A 17,337-nucleotide genomic window follows, 5' to 3' on the forward strand; every position below is an offset into this window, starting at 1 on the left:
TCGCCGGGCCTGATCCGTCACAGTTTCCCGGTCGCCGCCTCCGGCACTTAAACTGTCCAAGTGAGTGACCAGCTTGAGCGACTGAACCGACTGCCCCTGCGGACTAATCTGCGGGGGCTGACTCCCTACGGAGCGCCGCAGCTGGACGTACCCATCCTGCTCAACGTCAACGAGAACACCCATGGGGTCCCCGCCGATGTCAGGGCGGCAATTGCCGAGGCTGTGACAGAGGCGGCAGCAGGCCTCAACCGGTACCCTGACCGCGAATTCACCGGACTCAGGGAAGCGCTGGCGGAGTACCTCGGCCACGGACTCGGCGCCGAAAACATCTGGGCAGCCAATGGCTCCAACGAAGTCCTCCAGCAGATTCTCCAGGCATTCGGAGGCCCCGGCCGCAAGGCTCTGGGTTTCCCGCCCACGTACTCCATGTACCCACTGCTGGCCAGCGGAACGGACACCGAATATATCGTCGGCCAGCGCGCGGACGACTATGGCTTGAGCGCCGAGTCCGCCGCCCGCCAAGTCCGCGAGCTGCAGCCGAACGTCGTCTTCCTCTGCTCGCCCAATAACCCCACCGGAACTGGCCTGGGCCTGGATGTCGTGGAAGCCGTTTACGAGGCTGGCGAAGCCAGCCAGACCGTCGTGATCGTCGATGAGGCCTACCACGAGTTCGCCCACGACGGCACACCCAGCGCCCTCTCCTTGCTGCCGGGACGCGAACGTCTCATCGTCTCCCGGACCATGAGCAAGGCGTTTGCCCTTGCGGGCGCCCGGCTCGGATACATGGCAGCGGCACCTGAGGTAACGGACGCGCTGCGCCTTGTTCGCCTGCCGTACCACCTGTCCGCCATCACGCAGGCCACGGCCCTGGCGGCCCTCCACCACCGGGAGGCACTGATGGCCGACGTCGAGGACATCAAGCAGCAGCGCGACCGGATTGTCGCCGAACTCATCAGGATGGGCCTGCGGCCTGCCGCATCGGACTCCAACTACGTGTTCTTCGGGGGCCTCGACAACCCGCACGAGGTCTGGCAAGCATTGCTGGACTCCGGCGTGCTGGTCAGGGACGTCGGCATCCCCGGTCATTTGCGGGTCACTGCCGGCACTGAGACCGAAACCACAGCCTTCCTCGAGGCACTGGAGAACATCCTGGCCGGGCAGGCTGCTCTTCCGGCCTAAACTTGAGGGAAGACCCAGCAATGTCTGCACCCTCCTTCGTCAAAGGACATCTATCACTATGAGTGACACCGGAATCAAGGCTGCCGGGGCCCGGACCGCACGTCTCGAGCGTGCCACCAGCGAATCTTCCGTTCTGGTGGAGATCAACCTCGACGGCACCGGCGTGTCGGACATCAGCACGTCGGTCCCGTTCTACGACCACATGCTGACTGCGCTGTGCAAGCACTCCCTCATTGACATGACTGTGAAGGCAAGCGGCGACATCCACATCGATGTGCACCACACAGTTGAGGATGTGGCCATCACTTTCGGCGAAGTGCTACGGACCGCTCTCGGCAACAAGGCCGGTATCCGCCGCTTCGGGGAAGCCACCGTGCCGCTGGACGAAGCGCTTGCCCACGCCGTCGTCGATGTCTCCGGCCGGCCTTACCTGGTCCATGGCGGGGAACCCGCGGGCCAGGAGTATCACCTGATCGGCGGCCACTTCACCGGTTCGCTGACGCGCCACGTGTTCGAGGCCATCACACTTCACGCCGGCATCTGCCTGCACATGAACGTCATTGCCGGCCGCGACCCGCACCACATCGTCGAAGCCCAGTTCAAGGCCTTCGCCCGTGCGCTGCGCGCTGCCGTAGAACCCGACCCCCGCGTCGAAGGCATTCCGTCCACCAAGGGAGCACTGTGACCGGCAAACTGTTGCGGGAAGGTGCGATCATCGACCCCTCGGCCACCGTCAAGCCCCCCTCGCCGGAGGGTAAACCCACCGTGACAGTGCTCGACTACGGTTCGGGCAATGTTCGCTCCGCCGTCCGTGCGCTGGAGCGTGCGGGCGCCGAAGTCATCCTGAGTTCCAAGCCGGAGGACGTCCTCAATGCCGACGGACTGCTCGTTCCGGGGGTCGGCGCCTTTGAAACTGTGATGCGCGAACTGAAATCCGTGGACGCCATCAGGATGATCGGACGCCGCGTAGCCGGCGGCAGGCCCGTCCTCGGCATCTGCGTGGGACTTCAGGTGCTGTTCGAAGCCGGAGTGGAACACGGGACCGAAGCTGAAGGCATGGGGGAGTGGCCCGGCAAGGTGGAACTCCTTCCGGCGGACGTCGTTCCGCACATGGGATGGAACACCGTCAAGGTCCCGGAAGGCTCCAGGCTCTTCGAGGGCGTGGAAAATGAACGCTTTTATTTCGTGCACTCCTACGGCGTGCAGAACTGGGAATTCGACGTTGTCCAGCCGCGTATGGCCGCACCCCTCGTCACCTGGTCCGAGCACGGCGGACCCTTCATCGCCGCCGTGGAAAACGGGCCGCTCTGCGCCACCCAGTTCCACCCGGAAAAATCGGGGGACGCCGGCGCCCGGCTCCTCCGGAACTGGGTGAACGGCCTCCGCGGCCCGCACGGCCGCACCGCGACAGCGGAGGCAAGTGCGGCAGTGGACGCGGCGCCTGCGGCGGACGCCTAGATGTGGTCCATCGTCCTGATGGGCCTTGCCGGCCTCCTGGTCGGCGGCGCGCTGTCCTTCAGGCAGCAGACGAAGCCGCTCTGGACGCAGGTCGGGTTCTACGTGCTGGCAGGAATGTCGCTGCTGGCCGCCTACCTGCTCACTTTGCCAGGGGCCTGAAACCAGGTGCTTGCCGCACCTACCAAAACTCCCCAGGCGCTGCCTAAAACCGCGCCTTTCCGGAAACTGCGCTACACGAGAACTGAGGACCCGAAATGATCAGCCAAACCGATCTGCCGGCACTGGAACTGCTTCCTGCAGTGGACGTCGTGAACGGCCAGGCTGTGCGCCTGGTCCAGGGCGAGGCCGGCAGCGAGACAAGCTACGGCACGCCGCTGGAAGCAGCCCTCAACTGGCAGCAGCAGGGCGCCGAATGGGTGCATCTCGTGGACTTGGACGCTGCGTTCGGCCGCGGGTCCAACGCCGAACTCCTGCGCGAAGTGGTGGGCCGGCTTGATATCAAGGTGGAACTCTCCGGCGGCCTGCGCGACGACGAGTCGCTGGAAAAGGCCCTGGACCTGGGAGTGGCCCGGGTTAACCTCGGTACCGCAGCCCTGGAGAATCCCGACTGGACCGCGCGGGCCATCGAGCGCTTCGGAGACCGGATCGCCGTCGGGCTCGACGTCCGGGGGACCACGCTTTCCGGCCGCGGCTGGACTAAGGAAGGCGGGGACCTCTGGGACGTGCTGGGTCGTCTAGAGGAAGCCGGCTGTGCCCGTTACGTTGTCACCGACGTGACCAAGGACGGCACCCTGCAGGGCCCCAATGTTGAGCTGCTGCGGCAGATGGTGGAGAAGACGGGCAAGCCCGTGGTGGCTTCCGGCGGTATCTCCAGCCTGGATGACCTGAAGGTCCTGCGATCCCTCGTGCCGCTGGGCGTCGAGGGCGCAATCGTCGGCAAGGCCCTCTACGCAGGGGCCTTCACCCTGCCGGAGGCCCTCGACGTCGCCGGCCGGCGCTAGGCTGCCGCCATGGCCGGGCACGGGCTGACTTCCGGAGGGACGGGCGGATCGGGGGCGGACCAGCCGCAGCCCCGCCGGCTTCCGGGACACATCGAAGCTGCGCTTGCAGGCGCCGGCGGTGCCACCGATTCGGCCGGCCAGCCCTGGGCCGGGCGGAGCCTCGCCGGCGAAAACGCCGCCATCCACAACTTTGAGGACGACGACGGCTCGCCGGACAGTGGCTATCTCGCCGCAGTTGATCGGCTGCTCAGCGGTGAAGCCGACGAAGCAGCCGTTGTTGCATCGCTGGCGACCGCACGCGTTTTCGTTCCGGTCGTGGCCCAGCTGGCGGAAGAGGCCGAAGGCGTGGGCGGGCTGCACGCCGACAAACAGGCGGACATGGCACTCGTGACGCTGAAGGCGCCGGACGGGCGGCTTGCCATGCCGGTATTCAGCTCGTCGGCAGCGCTGGCGGCATGGCACCCCGAGGCGAGGCCCGTCGCGGTCTACGCAGCGAGGGCAGCGCTGTCGGCCGTGGCCGAGGGCGCGGAGCTGCTGGTCGTGGACCCGGGCTCGGAAGTGACGTTCGTGGTGAGGCGGCCCGCGGTCTGGTCCCTGGCCCGGCAACAGAAGTGGATTCCCGCGTACCGCGATGCTGAACTGGCGGACATGCTGGGTTCTGCGGCGGCAGACTTGCCGGCTGTCCGCCGCCTGGAGGTTCTTCCCGGGGGCGGCGTGGCAACGTCGACTGCCTCCGGCCGCCCCGTTTCGGGCGGCGGTCCGGGGCCCGAGGTGCGAGTGGTGCTTTACCTGGCGGGCGGACTGGATGCGGCCGGCGTCCAGTCGCTCGTTGCAGGGCTCCAGAATGAGTGGAGCCGGAATGTATTGTTTGGTGAGCGTGTTGACTCGATCGAAGTCAAGCTAAGGCGCGCCGCGGAGTAAACGGCGGTCCACCTGTGGTCCGTCCCTATGCTGCCCGGCGGCGGAACGAAGGACCCACCCGTGAATTTCACCCTGTACCGGGAGCTGCTGGCCATCAGGCCCATTCGCCGGCTCCTGGTGGTCGGCATGATTGCCCGCATACCCCATTCGGCCGCAGGCGTGCTGCTGACCCTGCACATAGTGCTGACCCTGGGACAGGGGTATGCAGCTGCGGGCACAGCAGCAGCCGTCATGACCATCGGCATTGCGGTAGGCGCCCCGTGGCGCGGCCGCCGGGTGGACACCGCGGGACTCCGGACAGCCCTCATCCCGTCGGTGGTTTCCGAGACGGTCATCTGGTCCGTCGTGCCGCACGTGTCCTATCAATGGCTGCTGCCGCTGGTCTTTGTGGGAGGGCTGTTGACTCTGCCCATCTTCAGCGTGGTGCGCCAATCGCTGGGCGTGCTTGCCGACGGCGACCAGCGCAGGACCGCCTTCGCGCTCGACGCCATCACCACCGAGGTGGTCTTCATGATCGGGCCCGCTGCCGGAGCGATTGTGGCCACGAGCGGCCATTCGGTCCTCGGCCTGACGATCGTCGGTGTCTCCACCTCGCTGGCCGGGCTGTTTCTCATGTGGTTCAACCCGCCCACCCGCAGCGCGGCCCGCGATGAGGCATGCGAGGCGGACCAGCGGGAGGCTGCCGAGGTGGCGGTGGTGGCTGCCGCCCCGGCCCACGTCCAGGAGGCGGCCGCTGAGCTCGGCCCGGCAGCTGCGGGCAACAGACGGCGTGCCGGCCTCAGGCACAAGGTCGCCCACAATTTCAGGTGGTTCACCGTGGCTGTTGCGGCGGTGTTTACCGTCGCAGCCGGGGCGGGAATGGTGCTCAGCGGCACCGACGTGGGGATCGTGGCGGCTTTGGAGACCGGCGGGCACCAGGGCGAAATCGGGATCGTTTTCCTCTTCTGGTGCGCGGCGTCGGTCGTGGGCGGCGTCATCTATGGCGCCATGCACCGCCCGGTTTCGCCGTTCCTTCTGCTGCTGGGCATGGCGGCGCTGACCATTCCGATGGGCTTCGCCACCGACACGCTGACCCTGAGCCTGCTGTCGCTGCTGCCCGGTCTGTTGTGCGCCCCGGTACTGTCGGCGGCGTCGGAGAAGGTGGCGGACCTCGTGGACGAGGCCCGGCGGGGCGAGGCGATGGGCTGGTACGGCTCGGCGCTGACCGCCGGCGTGGCACTCGGTGCGCCCCTGGCCGGGGTGTTTATCGACGGCGTGGGCCCGTCCGGGGGTTTCGTCTCCGTGGGCGTGGCCGGCGTCGTGCTCTGCGCAGCCGGCATCGCCCTGCAGCACCGCCGACGCCGGCGGGCTGCGAGGGCGTAGGACCTACGACTTAAGACAGAACGACGGCGGGCTTAAGACAGAACGACGGCGGGCCGACCTCAAAGGTCGGCCCGCCGTCGTCGTTACTTTCCTGTGGGCCGCGACATGTCCGCGCAGCCACGCGGCGGCTAAAGCCGGATGCCGGGCGTCAGTTCACCGCGCCGGTGTACTTTTCGCCAGGACCCTTGCCCGGGGGATCGGGAATGATCGACTCTTCCCGGAAGGCAAGCTGCAGTGAACGCAGTCCGTCGCGCAACGGCCCGGCATGCTGGGAGCCGATCTCCGGAGCGGCCGCCGTCACGAGTCCGGCGAGGGCAGTGATGAGCTTCCGGGCCTCGTCCAGGTCCTTGAGCTCTTCGGCGTTCTCTTCGGCTGCCAGGCCGAGCTTCACGGCTGCGGCACTCATAAGGTGCACGGCGGCTGTGGTGATGACCTCGATGGCGGGAACCTCAGAGATGTCCCGGATCTGCTGTGAGACATCAGCCTGCTCGCCGGGGGCCTGGTAAACGTGTGAATTACTGTCTGGAGTGCTCATACTGGTAAGCTTGTCACAGACCGACTGGATGTCGTTATTTTGCTGTGGATGAGTCCCACTTCCGCAATGTGCGGGGAGCGGGTAGTTTTCTGTAGAATTGATATTCAGTTTGCAAGCGGAGTTCTCTCCCACCCGCGTCGGCCGTTTTTCCTCGGATTCCAGAGGTAAGCAAGGTTGCCGGGTAATGGTCGGGCGTTTCCGGCGGGCACAGTCCTGTCGAAGCGTGCGCAGCCCACGGGCCTGCGCATCCGATCCTCGAGGCCTCTGATTGCTCCGGCAATTGGGGGCCTTCTCTATTTGCCGGTGGAATACTCACCACAAACACAGGAGCTTTAACATTAGCGAGCCAAGAATCAATGAGCGTATCCGCGTCCCTGAGGTGCGGCTGGTCGGCCCTGCCGGCGAACAGGTGGGAATCGTCCGTATTGAGGATGCTCTTCGCCTGGCTGCCGAGTCCGATCTTGATCTCGTTGAAGTTGCACCTCAGGCCAAGCCTCCGGTGTGCAAGCTGATGGACTTCGGCAAGTACAAGTACGAGGCCGCCGTCAAGGCCCGTGAGGCCCGCAAGAACCAGACCAATACGGTTCTTAAGGAAATCCGGTTCCGCCTGAAGATCGACACCCATGACTACGAGACCAAGCGCGGCCACGCCCTGCGCTTCCTCGGAGCCGGGGACAAGGTCAAGGCCATGATCCAGTTCCGCGGCCGCGAACAGCAGCGCCCTGAAATGGGCCTGCGCCTGCTCCAGCGCTTCGCCGAAGACGTCAACGAAGTTGGTGTGGTGGAGTCGAGCCCGCGCATCGATGGCCGCAACATGGTCATGGTGATCGGTCCGCTGAAGAACAAGGCTGAGGCCAAGGCCGAAGCCCGCCGCGCCACCCAGCGCGCCGAAGCCAAGGCCCAGAATGAAGCCAAGGCATCCGGCCGTATCGACGTCTCGGGCGACGAGCAGGTACCACTGACGCAGTCACTCGCGGACCTGCTCCCGGAAGGCTTCCAGGTCAACACTGAAGCTGCTCCGGAAGCCCCGGCAGCAGCCGCTGCTCCGGAAGCCGCCGTCGAAGCGCCGACCACACAGACTCCGGCTGCCGAAGCGCCTACCGCGGAAGCTCCGAAGCAGGAAGCGCCTACCGCGGAAGCTCCGAAGCAGGAAGCGCCGAAGCAGGAAGCGCCCAAGGCTGCCGAGCCGAAGCGCGAGGCACCCAAGGTCGAAGCTCCCAAGGCTGCCGAGCCGAAGCGCGAGGCACCCAAGGCGGAAGCGCCCAAGGCTGCACCGGCGAAGGCGCCGGCACCGAAGGCTGCGGCACCCGCCGCGGCGAAGGTTTCCGAGGCCCCGGCCCCGGCCGCGCCCAAGCCTGCGGCTGTTCCTGCTCCACCGAAGCCGGTGGCCAGGCCTGCTGCGCCGAAGCCCGCTGCGCGACCTGCAGCACCCCGGGCCACGCCGAAGCCGGCAGGCAAGAAGACCACCTAGTTCACAGCTGCGGAAGGTACCGCCTTCAGGCAGTCAGCAACCAGCATGCCGCCCGCAGGGGCGGCTGCACGAAAGACTGCAGACATATAGTCTGCGGATACGTTAGGAGATCGGTTCCCATGCCGAAGATGAAGACCCACAGTGGTGCTAAGAAGCGCTTCAAGCTGACCGGCAGCGGCAAGCTGCGCCGCCAGCAGGCCAACCGCCGCCACTACCTCGAGCACAAGTCCTCCAGGCTGACCCGTCGCCTCGCCGGCGACAAGATCGTCTTCAAGGGCGACGCCAAGGTCATCCGGAAGATGCTCGGCATCTAATTTCCAAGCTCTCTGACTGACTGCCACCTGGCACCAGTCAACTAAATAAGCCTTCTCAGGCCGGCCGGGTTACCGGCAGTAGACGCTTGGGATAAGAATTCTGAAGGAGTACGCACGTGGCACGTGTGAAGAGGGCGGTAAACGCCCACAAGAAGCGCCGGGTTATCCTCGAACGCGCAAAGGGCTACCGTGGACAGCGTTCACGCCTGTACCGCAAGGCCAAAGAGCAGCTGCTGCACTCGTTTGTGTACAGCTACGGCGACCGCAAGAAGAAGAAGGGCGACTTCCGCCGTCTTTGGATCCAGCGCATCAACGCTGCATCCCGCGCCAACGGCCTGACCTACAACCGACTGATCCAGGGCCTGAAGGCCGCTGAGGTCGAGGTCGACCGCCGCATGCTGGCCGAGCTTGCCGTTTCCGACGCCAACGCCTTCGCTGCGCTGGTCCAGGTCGCCAAGGACTCGCTGCCTGCCGACACCTCCGCTCCCGCCGTCTCGGCTGAAGCCGCACCGGCTCCGAAGGCCAAGGCCACCAGGAAGCCCGCCGCCAAGAAGCCTGCTGCAGAGAAGCCGGCCGCTGACGAGGCCGCCGAGTAGTTCCCCCGTTCTGGTAGTTCGAGAACCTGCTGCGACAGCAACTAAGGTTCTTATATGAACGAAACCGGGCGCCCGCAAGACTTTCCACTCTCCAACCCCCGAGCTGATCGGGTCAGGGATGTGGCAAAGCTTGCAGGGCGCCCGGCCCGTTTAAAGCGCCGGCAGTTCCTGGCAGAGGGACCCCAGGCTGTCCGTGAGGCGTTGGTCCTGCACCGCAAGCGGACGGACGCGGGGGAGCCGGGCATCGTGAGCGAAGTATTTGCCAGCGAGGCATGCCTGGACCGTTACCCGGAGTTCGAGGAACTGGCTGCCGGAACCAGCGCCCGGCTGGCAACGGACGACGTTCTTGCCGCCATGGCGGATACCGTGAGCCCGCAGGGAATCATCGCTGTCTGCGATTTCGTCGACGTTCCGCTCGCAGATGCGCTGGACGCCCGGCCGAGGCTGATAGCCGTGCTGTGCCAGGTGCGGGACCCCGGCAACGCCGGCACCGTTCTGCGCGCTGCCGATGCCGCGGGCGCGGATGCTGTTGTGCTGACAGGCTCCAGTGTGGATATTTACAACCCGAAGGCCGTGCGCTCGACGGCAGGATCGCTGTTCCACCTGCCGGTGGTCCTCGGCGCCGACGTCGAAGACCTGGCGGCCCAGTGCAGGGCCCGGGGCATCGGGGTGCTGGCGGCCGATGGCTACGGCAAGCTTAATCTCGACCGTCTCCAGGACGAGAGTGCGGCGCGGCGGCTCGGTGGATCTACCGCCGGGTCGGCTTATGCCCTTGAAAGTCCCACTGCCTGGCTGTTCGGAAACGAGGCGCAGGGACTGTCTGAGAAGGAGCTCGCCCTGGCAGACCACCGGGTGGCAGTTCCCGTTTACGGCGCCGCCGAGAGCTTGAACCTGGGCACGGCCGCCACCGTCTGTCTCTATGCCAGTGCGAGGGCGCAGCAACCGGCCTAGGAGCTCGTAAAAGTCGGCATGAAAAAAGCGGGGGCCCACCAGATGGTGGGTCCCCGCATTTAGTTTTTCAGCAGGTCCGCGTCGAGGCGGGCCTTTTAAGGGGCTCGCGTGGTCCGGTTGCTGCGTCCGGTGATTGCCCCGTAGACGCCGGCGACGACCAGGCCGCCGATAATGGCGAGGATCCAGGTGCCGAGGTCGAAGAAGGCCAGGTCACCCTTGCCGAACAGAAGGCTGCCGATCCAGCCGCCAACGATGGCGCCAACGACGCCCAGAACCAGGCTGGTGACCCAGCCACCGCCGACCCTACCGGGCATGACGGCTTTCACAATTGCGCCTACGATCAGGCCGAGAATAATCCAAGCAAGAAAACCCATTGTCTCCTCCTTCATATTCGTCGGGATCGATTCTTATCAGTCCCGATATGGCTTCAAGCTAACACAGCGCGCGTTTATTTGTCAGCACGCTTAGTTTCGGGGTTTCCGTGGCGTGAACCCGCCACTGCTGGTGCACCGCCGTGGACCGTGCAGGTACGGTATTTACTAGACGGCCGCGGTTCGCGGCTGTATCCAATTCGTTGTAATTCCCACTTGAAGAGGTGAAGCTCCCTTGGCTGCAAATGGCGGTACCAAGGCGATCGTCGCGGCTCTGGCCGCAAACCTGACCATCGCTGTAATGAAGTTCGTCGCCTTCCTGCTGACGATGTCCTCCTCGATGCTTGCCGAAGCCATCCACTCGGTGGCTGACTCCGGCAACCAGCTGCTCCTGCTGGTAGGCGGAAAGCGCGCACAGAAGGAGGCAAGCCCGGAGCACCCGTTCGGCTATGGCCGCGAACGCTACATTTACGCCTTTATCGTCTCAATTGTGCTGTTCAGCGTGGGCGGTTTGTTCGCGCTGTTTGAGGCCTGGGAAAAGATCCAGGACCCGCACGCCATTGAGGGTGACTTCTGGTGGGTACCGCTGGCCGTACTGGTAGGTGCCATCGTCGCGGAGTCCTTTAGCTTCAGGACCGCCATCATCGAATCGAACCACGTTCGGGGCCAGCAGAGCTGGGCAAAGTTCATCCGGAACGCCAAGCAGCCGGAACTTCCGGTCATCCTCCTGGAGGACTTCGGGGCCCTGCTGGGGCTCGTGTTCGCACTGCTCGGTGTGGGACTCACCTTGCTGACAGGAGACGGCATCTGGGACGCGCTGGGAACAGGGATGATCGGCCTGCTGCTCGTGGCGATCGCCGTCGTCCTCGCCGTGGAGACCAAATCGCTGCTCCTGGGGGAATCGGCCACCAAGGCAGATGTTGCCAAGATCAGGGACGCCATTGAGTCGGACGGTACCGGAATCATCCATCTGAAGACCATGCACCTTGGGCCGGAAGAGCTCCTGGTGGCTGCCAAGATCACCATCGGCGCGGCCGATTCCGGACTGGAAATTGCCCGGCTTATCGACGCCGCGGAGGACAGGATCCGCACCGCAGTGCCGATTGCCCGGGTCATCTATCTCGAACCTGACGTGCACCGTGCTGACGTACCAAGCGGGCAGGCGTTCGCGGGGGAGCAGGGGGCCTGACCGGCCCCGGGCAGCCGGGGCCGCTGGCGCTGTGACCTGAGGGTTCGCTGTGACTTGAGGGTTACGGTGCCAGCGGTCTCTTGCGTTCCAGCATGCCGCTGAGGACGGCGACGCCCAGGCCCAGAACCGCCAGTACCGCACCCACCAGGGCGGGGGCCACGTAGCCCCAGCCCCAGGCGATGACCAGTCCGCCGAGGAAGGCGCCCAGGGCGTTGGCCACGTTCAGTGCCGCGTGGTTGAGCGAGGAGGCCAGCGACGGCGCATCCGGGGATGCGTCGAGCAAACGCGTCTGCAGCGCCGGAACCAGCATTGAACCGGCCGCCCCGACGACGAAGACCATGACGAACGCGGACCAGGACCAGTGAACGGCGATGGCGTACACCACCAGCGCAACGGCGATGGCGGGCAGGACGCGGTAAATGGTTCCCATCACGGACTTGTCCGCGATCCTGCCGCCCACGATGTTGCCGGCAACCATCCCAAGCCCATAAAGGGCCACCACCAGGGGAAGCCATGCAGATGGGATGCCGGCGACCGACGTCATGGTGTGAGCGATGTAGGTGTACGTTGCGAAGAAGCCGCCGAACCCAACGATTCCAATCATGATGGCAAGCCAGACCTGTGCGCGCTTCAGTGCGCCGAGTTCACGCCGGATGCTCGCGTCGGCGTGCGCCTTCTGGAACGGGACGAACCTCCAGATGAGGGCCAGGGTCACCAGACCGAGCGCGCCGACCAAGACAAAGAGCAGCCGCCAGCCGAAAGTCTGGCCGAGCCACGTGGCGAAGGGTACGCCGATGACATTGGAAACCGTCAGGCCGGCCATGACCATGGAAATGGCCCACCCCCGCTTCGTCGGCGCCACGAGGGAGGCTGCGATGACCGCTGCCACTCCGAAGAAAGCCCCGTGCGGCAGTCCGGCGGCGAACCGCGAAACCAGCATGCTCCCGTAGTCGGGTGCGACGTAAGAGGTCAGATTGGCGATGCTGAAGAACAGCATGAGGCCGAGGGCAAGGTACTTGCGTGGCAGCTTCGCTCCGACGGCGGCCAGCACCGGAGCGCCGATGACAACGCCAAGAGCATAGGCGGAGATCAGGTGGCCCGCCTCGGGGGTGCTGATGTTGAGTCCAAGCTCCACCTCTTTGAGGAGCCCCATCATGGCGAATTCGGTGACGCCGATACCGAAGCCGCCCATGGCCAGGGCCAGGATCGCGAGTCCGAGGTGGGTGCCGGCGGCTTTGGAAGTGCCGGGGGCTTGAACAGTAGAAGTCATGAGCCTGCTTTTCGGAGCGGAAGTGTGGAGACGGCCTCTGGGGCTGATGGACACCAAGGCAAGTTAAATCTGATTTATAGAACGTCGCGGGGCTGAAGGGTGTTCCCTGCAGATACACGGGATCGGGGTTCCCGCGCTGGGGGCCCTACCCATTCTGCCCCATAGACTGGGGCGGTGACTGAACTGACCAACACTGAACTGATCAACACTGAACTGATCAACGTTGTGGGCGGCGCCGTGCTCGATTCGCTGGCTGAGCCCGCGCGGCTGCTCGTGGCCCGGCGCACGGCACCGCCGCAGTTCGCCGGCATGTGGGAATTCCCCGGCGGCAAGGTGGAGGCGGGCGAGGCCCCTAAAGATGCCCTGCACCGGGAGTTGCGGGAGGAACTCGGGATCGCCGTCATCCTCGGCGCCGAATTGGAAGCACCGGAGAGCTCAGGCTGGCCCCTCAACGAACGCGCGTCGATGCGCGTATGGTTCGCCGAGGTAGCCGACGGCGACCCCCGGCCCCTCGAGGACCACGATGAACTCCGGTGGGTCAGCATTCAGGACCGTGACGAAGCTCTCCACCTTCCCTGGATCCCCGCCGACCTTCCGATTGTCAGGGCACTGCTGACCGCGCTGGGCGCGCCGCTGCCTGCGGGGGCCGCCCCCCGCGCGTAAGAGTCACGCCGGGTAGGAAGGTGCCAAATCAGTCTGCTCTGTCAGAGGGCGTTCAGAAAAGTGTCGGCTGTGGTGCGGCCGCCGCTCCGCTGGGGTGGCCGGCACGCGCCGCGGGCAGGCTGCCCTCCGGGTACGCCGCTTCCTCCCCGCGGGGGTCATCGACGTCGCGGTGGCTGAACCCCTGTGAGCCCGAAAAACCGTGCCGCGCCTTGAAGAAGCGAATTCTGCCGGCGAGCCAGGTCCGGTATTCCTTGGAAGCGTACGAGCCCGTGCCGTAAAGCCTGCGGTACCGTCCGGCAAGTTCCGGGTGCCGGGCGGCGATCCATTGCATGAACCATTCGCGGGTGCCGGGCTTGAGGTAAAGCGCCCCGGCAGTGACTCCGGTGGCTCCGGCAGCGGCCAGCGAGCTGAAAAGTGAGTCCAGCGCTTCGTCGCTGTCCGACAGCCAGGGCAGGATGGGCATGGCCATCACTCCGCAGGGGAGCCCGGCTTCGCGCAGCCTTGAAATGAGCTTGAGCCGGGCCCGCGGACCGGGCGTTCCGGGCTCAACGGCCTCGGAAAGCTGTTCATCCGTCATGGCGAGCGAGATTCCGATCCCCACGGGGACCTGCGTGGCGGCATGTTTCAGCAGGGGGATGTCCCTGGCAAGCAGGGTCCCTTTGGTGAGGATGGACAGGGGTGTGCCCGAGTCCGCCAGCGCGCTGATGATTCCGGGCATCAGCCGGTAACGGCCTTCGGCACGCTGGTAGGGATCGGTATTGGTGCCGAGCGCAACCTGCTGGCGTCCCCAGGACGGCTTGGCCAACTCCTTGCGCAGGACGTCCGCGGCGTTGATTTTCACCACCACCTGGCTGTCGAAGTCGAGCCCGGCATCGAAGTCAAGATAGGTGTGGCTCTTGCGGGCGAAGCAGTAGACGCACGCGTGGCTGCATCCGCGGTAGGGGTTGACGGTCCACTCAAAGGGCATCCGTGAACCGGCAGCCACCTTGTTGAGCACCGATTTGGCAGTGACCTCGTGGAAGGTGACCCCGGCAAATTCAGGGGTGGAGACGGAACGCACAAGCCCGGCCAGGGGCAGCAGCGGCACTGCGGCTGGGGCGGCCGCGGTTAGGCTGTTTGCGCCTTGCTCTCCAGGTGCCGGATTAAGTGCTTGTGCGTCCCATCTCATGATCTCAATTCGAAGGTATGTTCTAATCAATGTCAAGGCCCGGCGTCGGTGTTTCGCCCGGCCGCTACGCTTGCTTCATGATCCTCCTCACCGGATTTGAACCGTTCGGCGGCCAGTCTTCCAACCCGTCATGGGCAGCAGCACTCCACGCGCGGGAACTGCTCCGCAGCGAAGGCCTGGCCGTCAGGGCGGTTGAACTGCCCTGCATCTTCGGTGCAGCCGGTGCCGTCCTCCGCGATGCCCTGGACGAACTGGAGCCGGAACTCGTGGTGTGCATCGGTCAGGCGGGAGGCCGTGACCGTGTGTCGCTGGAGCGAGTCGCCATCAACTGCGATGACGCCCCGATTCCCGACAATGCCGGGAACCAGCCGCTCGACAGCGAAGTGGTGCAGGGCGGGCCGGCCGCGTACTTCAGCTCACTGCCGGTGAAGGCAGCCCTCCGTGCCGTGACTCTGGCCGGCATCCCCGCAGAGATCTCGCAGACGGCAGGGACATATGTCTGCAACCACATCTTCTACACCCTGATGCACGAGCTCGCGTCCCGGGCGGATGTGCGGGGCGGGTTCGTCCATGTCCCGTTCGAGCCCGGGCAGCTGCCGGAGGGGAGCGCAGCCCCCTCTCTGGCCGTGACGTTGATGGCCGAGGCGATCGCCGCCGTCGTCCGCACTGCACTGGCGACCACGGCGGACCTCAAACTGTCCGCCGGTACCGTCCACTAGCCGGTTGCGCGGAGTTCCCAGACGACGCCCACCGTCGCGGAGACGCTCGACTGGCCGGCTTCGATCCCCACGGCATCAGCGGATACGGCCCGCTGCATTTTCGCTACCGGAATGGGCACGGCGGCGCCGGGCTGCTGGGTAACCGAGGCCACCGGGCCCAGTTCGGCGCCAGCCAGTGCGGCGAACTGCGTGGCAGTGGCGAGGGCATCCTGCCAGGCTGCCTCCCGAGCCCGTGACATCACGGCGGCGGGATCGGCAAAACCGAGATCCAGCCCGCCCCGCCGCGGCATAGGCGGCCCCCACGTCCTCCCGGCGGCACTCCACGCCAAGGGAAACGGTCAGCAGGTCCGGCACGGCTTCCGCGGTTCCGGCCCCGGTCACAGAGATGGTCCTCGGAATTTCCGTCATGTCACGCCTCGATTCCGTTCGGGGGAAGCTTTGCCCGTTCCGCGTTTTCCGGTCTCCGCATATCCGCCTGCTTCCAGGCCCGCCAGGCTTTCAAAGACGTTGGCGGACCCCGGGTTGCCTGTCCGCAGCCGGGACCACCCCGCGGCGATGAAGTACAGCGGCAGGAACGGCAGGCCCAGGCAGGCGTATTGGCTGCTGTGCCGTTCCTCGTGTCCCAGCAGCACAGGATTGGCCAGGGCTTCCTCCGCTCCGGCCCGGAAGATGACCACGTTGCCGACCGTGAAGGCCTGCGCGAAGGGAAGACGCCAGCGGTAGCCGGCGGCAATCACCAGACCGCGGGGGCCGCCAACCGTTTCGGTGCCTGCCAGTCTGGCCAGCAGGAGTCCCAGGGTTGTGGAGGCGTTGAGCACGTTCGCAAGTTGGCGCAACCGCTGTGCGGGGGTCATCCTGCCATGGTAGCGGCAGCCATATTCGCTGCACACTGCGGCGACGCGCGCCCTGCCGTTCGGGCAGCCGGGCCCCGTCAATTAGACTGGGAACAGTGCCTGCCGGCCAAACTCCGGCGAGCCTGCCCTTGTCTTTGGATGATGTCATTGGATGACTCCATCCAATGACATGCCAGTGACGGACGCGCTGCCGGGGAACCGGCACAGCAGCCCCGGCCATTGGCATCACCCGACTCGTAGCTAAGAACAGTAGATGACTGAAACTTTGCCGGGCGCTGCCGCCCCGAACCCTCTGGATGAAGCCGCCATCACCGCCGCCGTCGACCAGGCAATCGCCGCGATTGCCGGTGCCTCCACGCTCGATGAACTCAAGGCTGTCCGTTTGGCCCACACCGGCGAGAAATCGCAGCTGAGCCTGGCCAACCGTGAGATCGGGCGCCTTCCCAAAGACCAGAAGGCTGTCGCCGGCAAGCTCATGGGTTCCTCCCGCGGACGCGTCAACAAGGCGCTCGCCGACCGCACCGTCGAGCTCGAAGCCGAGAACGACGCCCGCATCCTGGTTGAGGAAACCGTGGATGTCACCGCTGCTCCGCGACGCCGCCGTGCCGGGGCGCGCCACCCGCTCTCCACGCTGCAGGACCGCGTGGCGGACATCTTCGTGGGCATGGGCTGGGAAATCGCCGAGGGCCCGGAAGTCGAATCCGAATGGTTCAACTTCGATGCCCTGAACTTCAAGCCGGACCACCCGGCCCGCGAAATGCAGGACACCTTCTTCGTGGAACCACCGGAAGCGCACCTCCTCATGCGCACCCACACCTCCCCGGTGCAGGTCCGCTCCATGCTGGAACGCGAGGTTCCCATCTACGTGCTGTGCCCCGGCAAGGTGTTCCGCACCGACGAACTGGACGCCACGCACACGCCGGTGTTCCACCAGTTCGAAGGCCTGGCCATCGACAAGAAACTCAGCATGGCGGACCTTCGCGGAACGCTGGAGCACTTCGCCCGGCAGATGTTCGGTGACGAGGCCCAAATCCGGCTGCGTCCCAACTACTTCCCGTTCACCGAGCCGTCCGCCGAGCTGGACATCTGGCACCCGGGCGCCAAGGGCGGTCCGCGCTGGATCGAATGGGGCGGCTGCGGCATGGTCAACCCCCATGTTCTCCGGGCTGCCGGCATCGACCCCGACACCTATTCAGGATTTGCCTTCGGCATGGGCATTGAGCGCACCCTCATGTTCCGCAACGAGGTCGGCGACATGCGCGACATGATCGAAGGCGATGTACGTTTCAGCGAGCACTTCGGGATGGAGATCTAA

The 17,337-nt window shown here is 65.6% G+C and carries 21 protein-coding genes and 1 pseudogene; 15 read left to right on the top strand and 7 right to left on the bottom strand.

Features of this window, described 5'->3' with window-relative positions; all coding sequences use genetic code 11:
- The first annotated feature begins 60 nt into the window (after window positions 1-60).
- From LQ144_RS05640 to LQ144_RS05670, 7 genes are all read left to right on the top strand, one after another.
- Entirely contained in the window at window positions 61-1,179 is a 1,119-nt protein-coding gene (locus LQ144_RS05640) for a histidinol-phosphate transaminase (RefSeq protein ID WP_230117587.1), read from the top strand.
- Window positions 1,180-1,237: 58 nt separating this feature from the next.
- Window positions 1,238-1,864 (top strand): imidazoleglycerol-phosphate dehydratase HisB, encoded by a 627-nt coding sequence (gene hisB / locus LQ144_RS05645; protein ID WP_230117588.1) that lies wholly within the window; start codon window positions 1,238-1,240, stop codon window positions 1,862-1,864.
- Window positions 1,861-2,637 (top strand): imidazole glycerol phosphate synthase subunit HisH, encoded by a 777-nt coding sequence (gene hisH / locus LQ144_RS05650; RefSeq protein ID WP_230117589.1) that lies wholly within the window; start codon window positions 1,861-1,863, stop codon window positions 2,635-2,637. Before hisB ends, hisH begins: the two co-directional genes overlap by 4 nt.
- Window positions 2,638-2,796 carry a hypothetical protein gene (locus LQ144_RS05655; protein ID WP_230117590.1) on the top strand — a complete coding sequence of 53 codons (159 nt, stop codon included), beginning with the start codon at window positions 2,638-2,640 and terminating at the stop codon, window positions 2,794-2,796. It abuts the gene before it with no gap.
- Between the two features lie 95 nt (window positions 2,797-2,891).
- Entirely contained in the window at window positions 2,892-3,638 is a 747-nt protein-coding gene (priA, locus tag LQ144_RS05660) for a bifunctional 1-(5-phosphoribosyl)-5-((5-phosphoribosylamino)methylideneamino)imidazole-4-carboxamide isomerase/phosphoribosylanthranilate isomerase PriA (RefSeq protein WP_230117591.1), read from the top strand.
- A 9-nt stretch (window positions 3,639-3,647) separates the two neighbouring features.
- Window positions 3,648-4,559, top strand: a complete 912-nt coding sequence (locus LQ144_RS05665; RefSeq protein ID WP_230117592.1) for an SseB family protein — start codon at window positions 3,648-3,650, stop codon at window positions 4,557-4,559.
- A gap of 60 nt (window positions 4,560-4,619) precedes the next feature.
- On the top strand, window positions 4,620-5,921 hold the full coding sequence (locus LQ144_RS05670; protein WP_230117593.1) for an MFS transporter: 1,302 nt from the start codon (window positions 4,620-4,622) through the stop codon (window positions 5,919-5,921).
- 148 nt (window positions 5,922-6,069) lie between these two features.
- Here the strand turns inward: LQ144_RS05670 and LQ144_RS05675 are convergent, their stop codons facing one another.
- Window positions 6,070-6,456, bottom strand: a complete 387-nt coding sequence (locus LQ144_RS05675) for a DUF1844 domain-containing protein (RefSeq protein WP_230117594.1) — start codon at window positions 6,454-6,456, stop codon at window positions 6,070-6,072.
- Between the two features lie 280 nt (window positions 6,457-6,736).
- Between LQ144_RS05675 and infC the strand changes: the two genes are divergently transcribed.
- From infC to LQ144_RS05695, 4 genes are all read left to right on the top strand, one after another.
- Entirely contained in the window at window positions 6,737-7,927 is a 1,191-nt protein-coding gene (gene infC / locus LQ144_RS05680) for a translation initiation factor IF-3 (RefSeq protein ID WP_290369722.1), read from the top strand.
- 119 nt (window positions 7,928-8,046) lie between these two features.
- Complete coding sequence (rpmI, locus tag LQ144_RS05685; RefSeq protein WP_009358635.1) at window positions 8,047-8,241, top strand: 50S ribosomal protein L35; 195 nt, start codon at window positions 8,047-8,049, stop codon at window positions 8,239-8,241.
- A gap of 116 nt (window positions 8,242-8,357) precedes the next feature.
- On the top strand, window positions 8,358-8,837 hold the full coding sequence (gene rplT / locus LQ144_RS05690; protein WP_230117596.1) for a 50S ribosomal protein L20: 480 nt from the start codon (window positions 8,358-8,360) through the stop codon (window positions 8,835-8,837).
- Window positions 8,838-8,891: 54 nt separating this feature from the next.
- Window positions 8,892-9,788 (top strand): RNA methyltransferase, encoded by an 897-nt coding sequence (locus LQ144_RS05695; RefSeq protein ID WP_230117597.1) that lies wholly within the window; start codon window positions 8,892-8,894, stop codon window positions 9,786-9,788.
- 95 nt (window positions 9,789-9,883) lie between these two features.
- Here LQ144_RS05695 and LQ144_RS05700 read toward each other — a convergent pair whose 3' ends face one another.
- Window positions 9,884-10,162 (bottom strand): GlsB/YeaQ/YmgE family stress response membrane protein, encoded by a 279-nt coding sequence (locus LQ144_RS05700; protein ID WP_230117598.1) that lies wholly within the window; start codon window positions 10,160-10,162, stop codon window positions 9,884-9,886.
- A 232-nt stretch (window positions 10,163-10,394) separates the two neighbouring features.
- On the opposite strand from LQ144_RS05700, the gene LQ144_RS05705 reads away from it, so the two are divergent.
- Window positions 10,395-11,348: a cation diffusion facilitator family transporter gene (locus LQ144_RS05705; RefSeq protein ID WP_230117599.1), complete on the top strand. Its 954-nt coding sequence runs from the start codon at window positions 10,395-10,397 to the stop codon at window positions 11,346-11,348.
- 61 nt (window positions 11,349-11,409) lie between these two features.
- Here LQ144_RS05705 and LQ144_RS05710 read toward each other — a convergent pair whose 3' ends face one another.
- Window positions 11,410-12,618 (bottom strand): MFS transporter, encoded by a 1,209-nt coding sequence (locus LQ144_RS05710; RefSeq protein ID WP_230117600.1) that lies wholly within the window; start codon window positions 12,616-12,618, stop codon window positions 11,410-11,412.
- A gap of 183 nt (window positions 12,619-12,801) precedes the next feature.
- Between LQ144_RS05710 and LQ144_RS05715 the strand changes: the two genes are divergently transcribed.
- Entirely contained in the window at window positions 12,802-13,281 is a 480-nt protein-coding gene (locus tag LQ144_RS05715) for a (deoxy)nucleoside triphosphate pyrophosphohydrolase (protein ID WP_230117642.1), read from the top strand.
- Window positions 13,282-13,333: 52 nt separating this feature from the next.
- Here the strand turns inward: LQ144_RS05715 and LQ144_RS05720 are convergent, their stop codons facing one another.
- Window positions 13,334-14,449, bottom strand: coding sequence for an Rv2578c family radical SAM protein (locus tag LQ144_RS05720; RefSeq protein ID WP_230117601.1), 1,116 nt, complete (start codon window positions 14,447-14,449; stop codon window positions 13,334-13,336).
- Window positions 14,450-14,526: 77 nt separating this feature from the next.
- Here LQ144_RS05720 and pcp point away from each other — a divergent pair, with 77 nt between their 5' ends.
- Window positions 14,527-15,168, top strand: coding sequence for a pyroglutamyl-peptidase I (pcp, locus tag LQ144_RS05725; protein WP_230117602.1), 642 nt, complete (start codon window positions 14,527-14,529; stop codon window positions 15,166-15,168).
- On the opposite strand, the gene LQ144_RS05730 is transcribed toward pcp, so the two are convergent.
- The 3 genes and pseudogenes from LQ144_RS05730 to LQ144_RS05735 all read right to left on the bottom strand — a co-directional run bounded on the left by LQ144_RS05730 (window position 15,165) and on the right by LQ144_RS05735 (window position 16,022).
- Window positions 15,165-15,458 (bottom strand): SIMPL domain-containing protein, encoded by a 294-nt coding sequence (locus LQ144_RS05730; protein ID WP_354962127.1) that lies wholly within the window; start codon window positions 15,456-15,458, stop codon window positions 15,165-15,167. The two genes, pcp and LQ144_RS05730, sit on opposite strands and share 4 nt — an antisense overlap.
- A 34-nt stretch (window positions 15,459-15,492) precedes the next feature.
- A pseudogene (locus LQ144_RS23070) lies at window positions 15,493-15,576 on the bottom strand (SIMPL domain-containing protein); the annotation flags it as partial.
- Window positions 15,573-16,022 (bottom strand): DUF4157 domain-containing protein, encoded by a 450-nt coding sequence (locus LQ144_RS05735; RefSeq protein WP_230117603.1) that lies wholly within the window; start codon window positions 16,020-16,022, stop codon window positions 15,573-15,575. The gene LQ144_RS05735 and the pseudogene LQ144_RS23070, both read right to left, overlap by 4 nt.
- Before the next feature lie 253 nt (window positions 16,023-16,275).
- Here LQ144_RS05735 and pheS point away from each other — a divergent pair, with 253 nt between their 5' ends.
- Window positions 16,276-17,337 carry a phenylalanine--tRNA ligase subunit alpha gene (pheS, locus tag LQ144_RS05740; RefSeq protein WP_230117604.1) on the top strand — a complete coding sequence of 354 codons (1,062 nt, stop codon included), beginning with the start codon at window positions 16,276-16,278 and terminating at the stop codon, window positions 17,335-17,337.

Source organism: Arthrobacter sp. Bi83 (assembly GCF_918698095.1).
In the GTDB taxonomy this organism is placed as follows: Bacteria; Actinomycetota; Actinomycetes; order Actinomycetales; family Micrococcaceae; genus Arthrobacter.

What these genes read in the sequence shown, in the direction of transcription:
- hisB (WP_230117588.1), top strand. Translation starts at nt 1,238, where the DNA reads ATGAGTGACACCGGAATCAAGGCTGCCGGGGCCCGGACCGCACGTCTC.
- LQ144_RS05655 (WP_230117590.1), top strand. Translation starts at nt 2,638, where the DNA reads ATGTGGTCCATCGTCCTGATGGGCCTTGCCGGCCTCCTGGTCGGCGGC.
- priA (WP_230117591.1), top strand. Translation starts at nt 2,892, where the DNA reads ATGATCAGCCAAACCGATCTGCCGGCACTGGAACTGCTTCCTGCAGTG.
- LQ144_RS05665 (WP_230117592.1), top strand. Translation starts at nt 3,648, where the DNA reads ATGGCCGGGCACGGGCTGACTTCCGGAGGGACGGGCGGATCGGGGGCG.
- LQ144_RS05675 (WP_230117594.1), bottom strand. Translation starts at nt 6,456, where the DNA reads ATGAGCACTCCAGACAGTAATTCACACGTTTACCAGGCCCCCGGCGAG.
- rpmI (WP_009358635.1), top strand. Translation starts at nt 8,047, where the DNA reads ATGCCGAAGATGAAGACCCACAGTGGTGCTAAGAAGCGCTTCAAGCTG.
- LQ144_RS05695 (WP_230117597.1), top strand. Translation starts at nt 8,892, where the DNA reads ATGAACGAAACCGGGCGCCCGCAAGACTTTCCACTCTCCAACCCCCGA.
- LQ144_RS05700 (WP_230117598.1), bottom strand. Translation starts at nt 10,162, where the DNA reads ATGGGTTTTCTTGCTTGGATTATTCTCGGCCTGATCGTAGGCGCAATT.
- LQ144_RS05710 (WP_230117600.1), bottom strand. Translation starts at nt 12,618, where the DNA reads ATGACTTCTACTGTTCAAGCCCCCGGCACTTCCAAAGCCGCCGGCACC.
- LQ144_RS05720 (WP_230117601.1), bottom strand. Translation starts at nt 14,449, where the DNA reads ATGAGATGGGACGCACAAGCACTTAATCCGGCACCTGGAGAGCAAGGC.
- pcp (WP_230117602.1), top strand. Translation starts at nt 14,527, where the DNA reads ATGATCCTCCTCACCGGATTTGAACCGTTCGGCGGCCAGTCTTCCAAC.
- LQ144_RS05730 (WP_354962127.1), bottom strand. Translation starts at nt 15,458, where the DNA reads ATGCCGCGGCGGGGCGGGCTGGATCTCGGTTTTGCCGATCCCGCCGCC.
- LQ144_RS05735 (WP_230117603.1), bottom strand. Translation starts at nt 16,022, where the DNA reads ATGACCCCCGCACAGCGGTTGCGCCAACTTGCGAACGTGCTCAACGCC.
- pheS (WP_230117604.1), top strand. Translation starts at nt 16,276, where the DNA reads ATGACTGAAACTTTGCCGGGCGCTGCCGCCCCGAACCCTCTGGATGAA.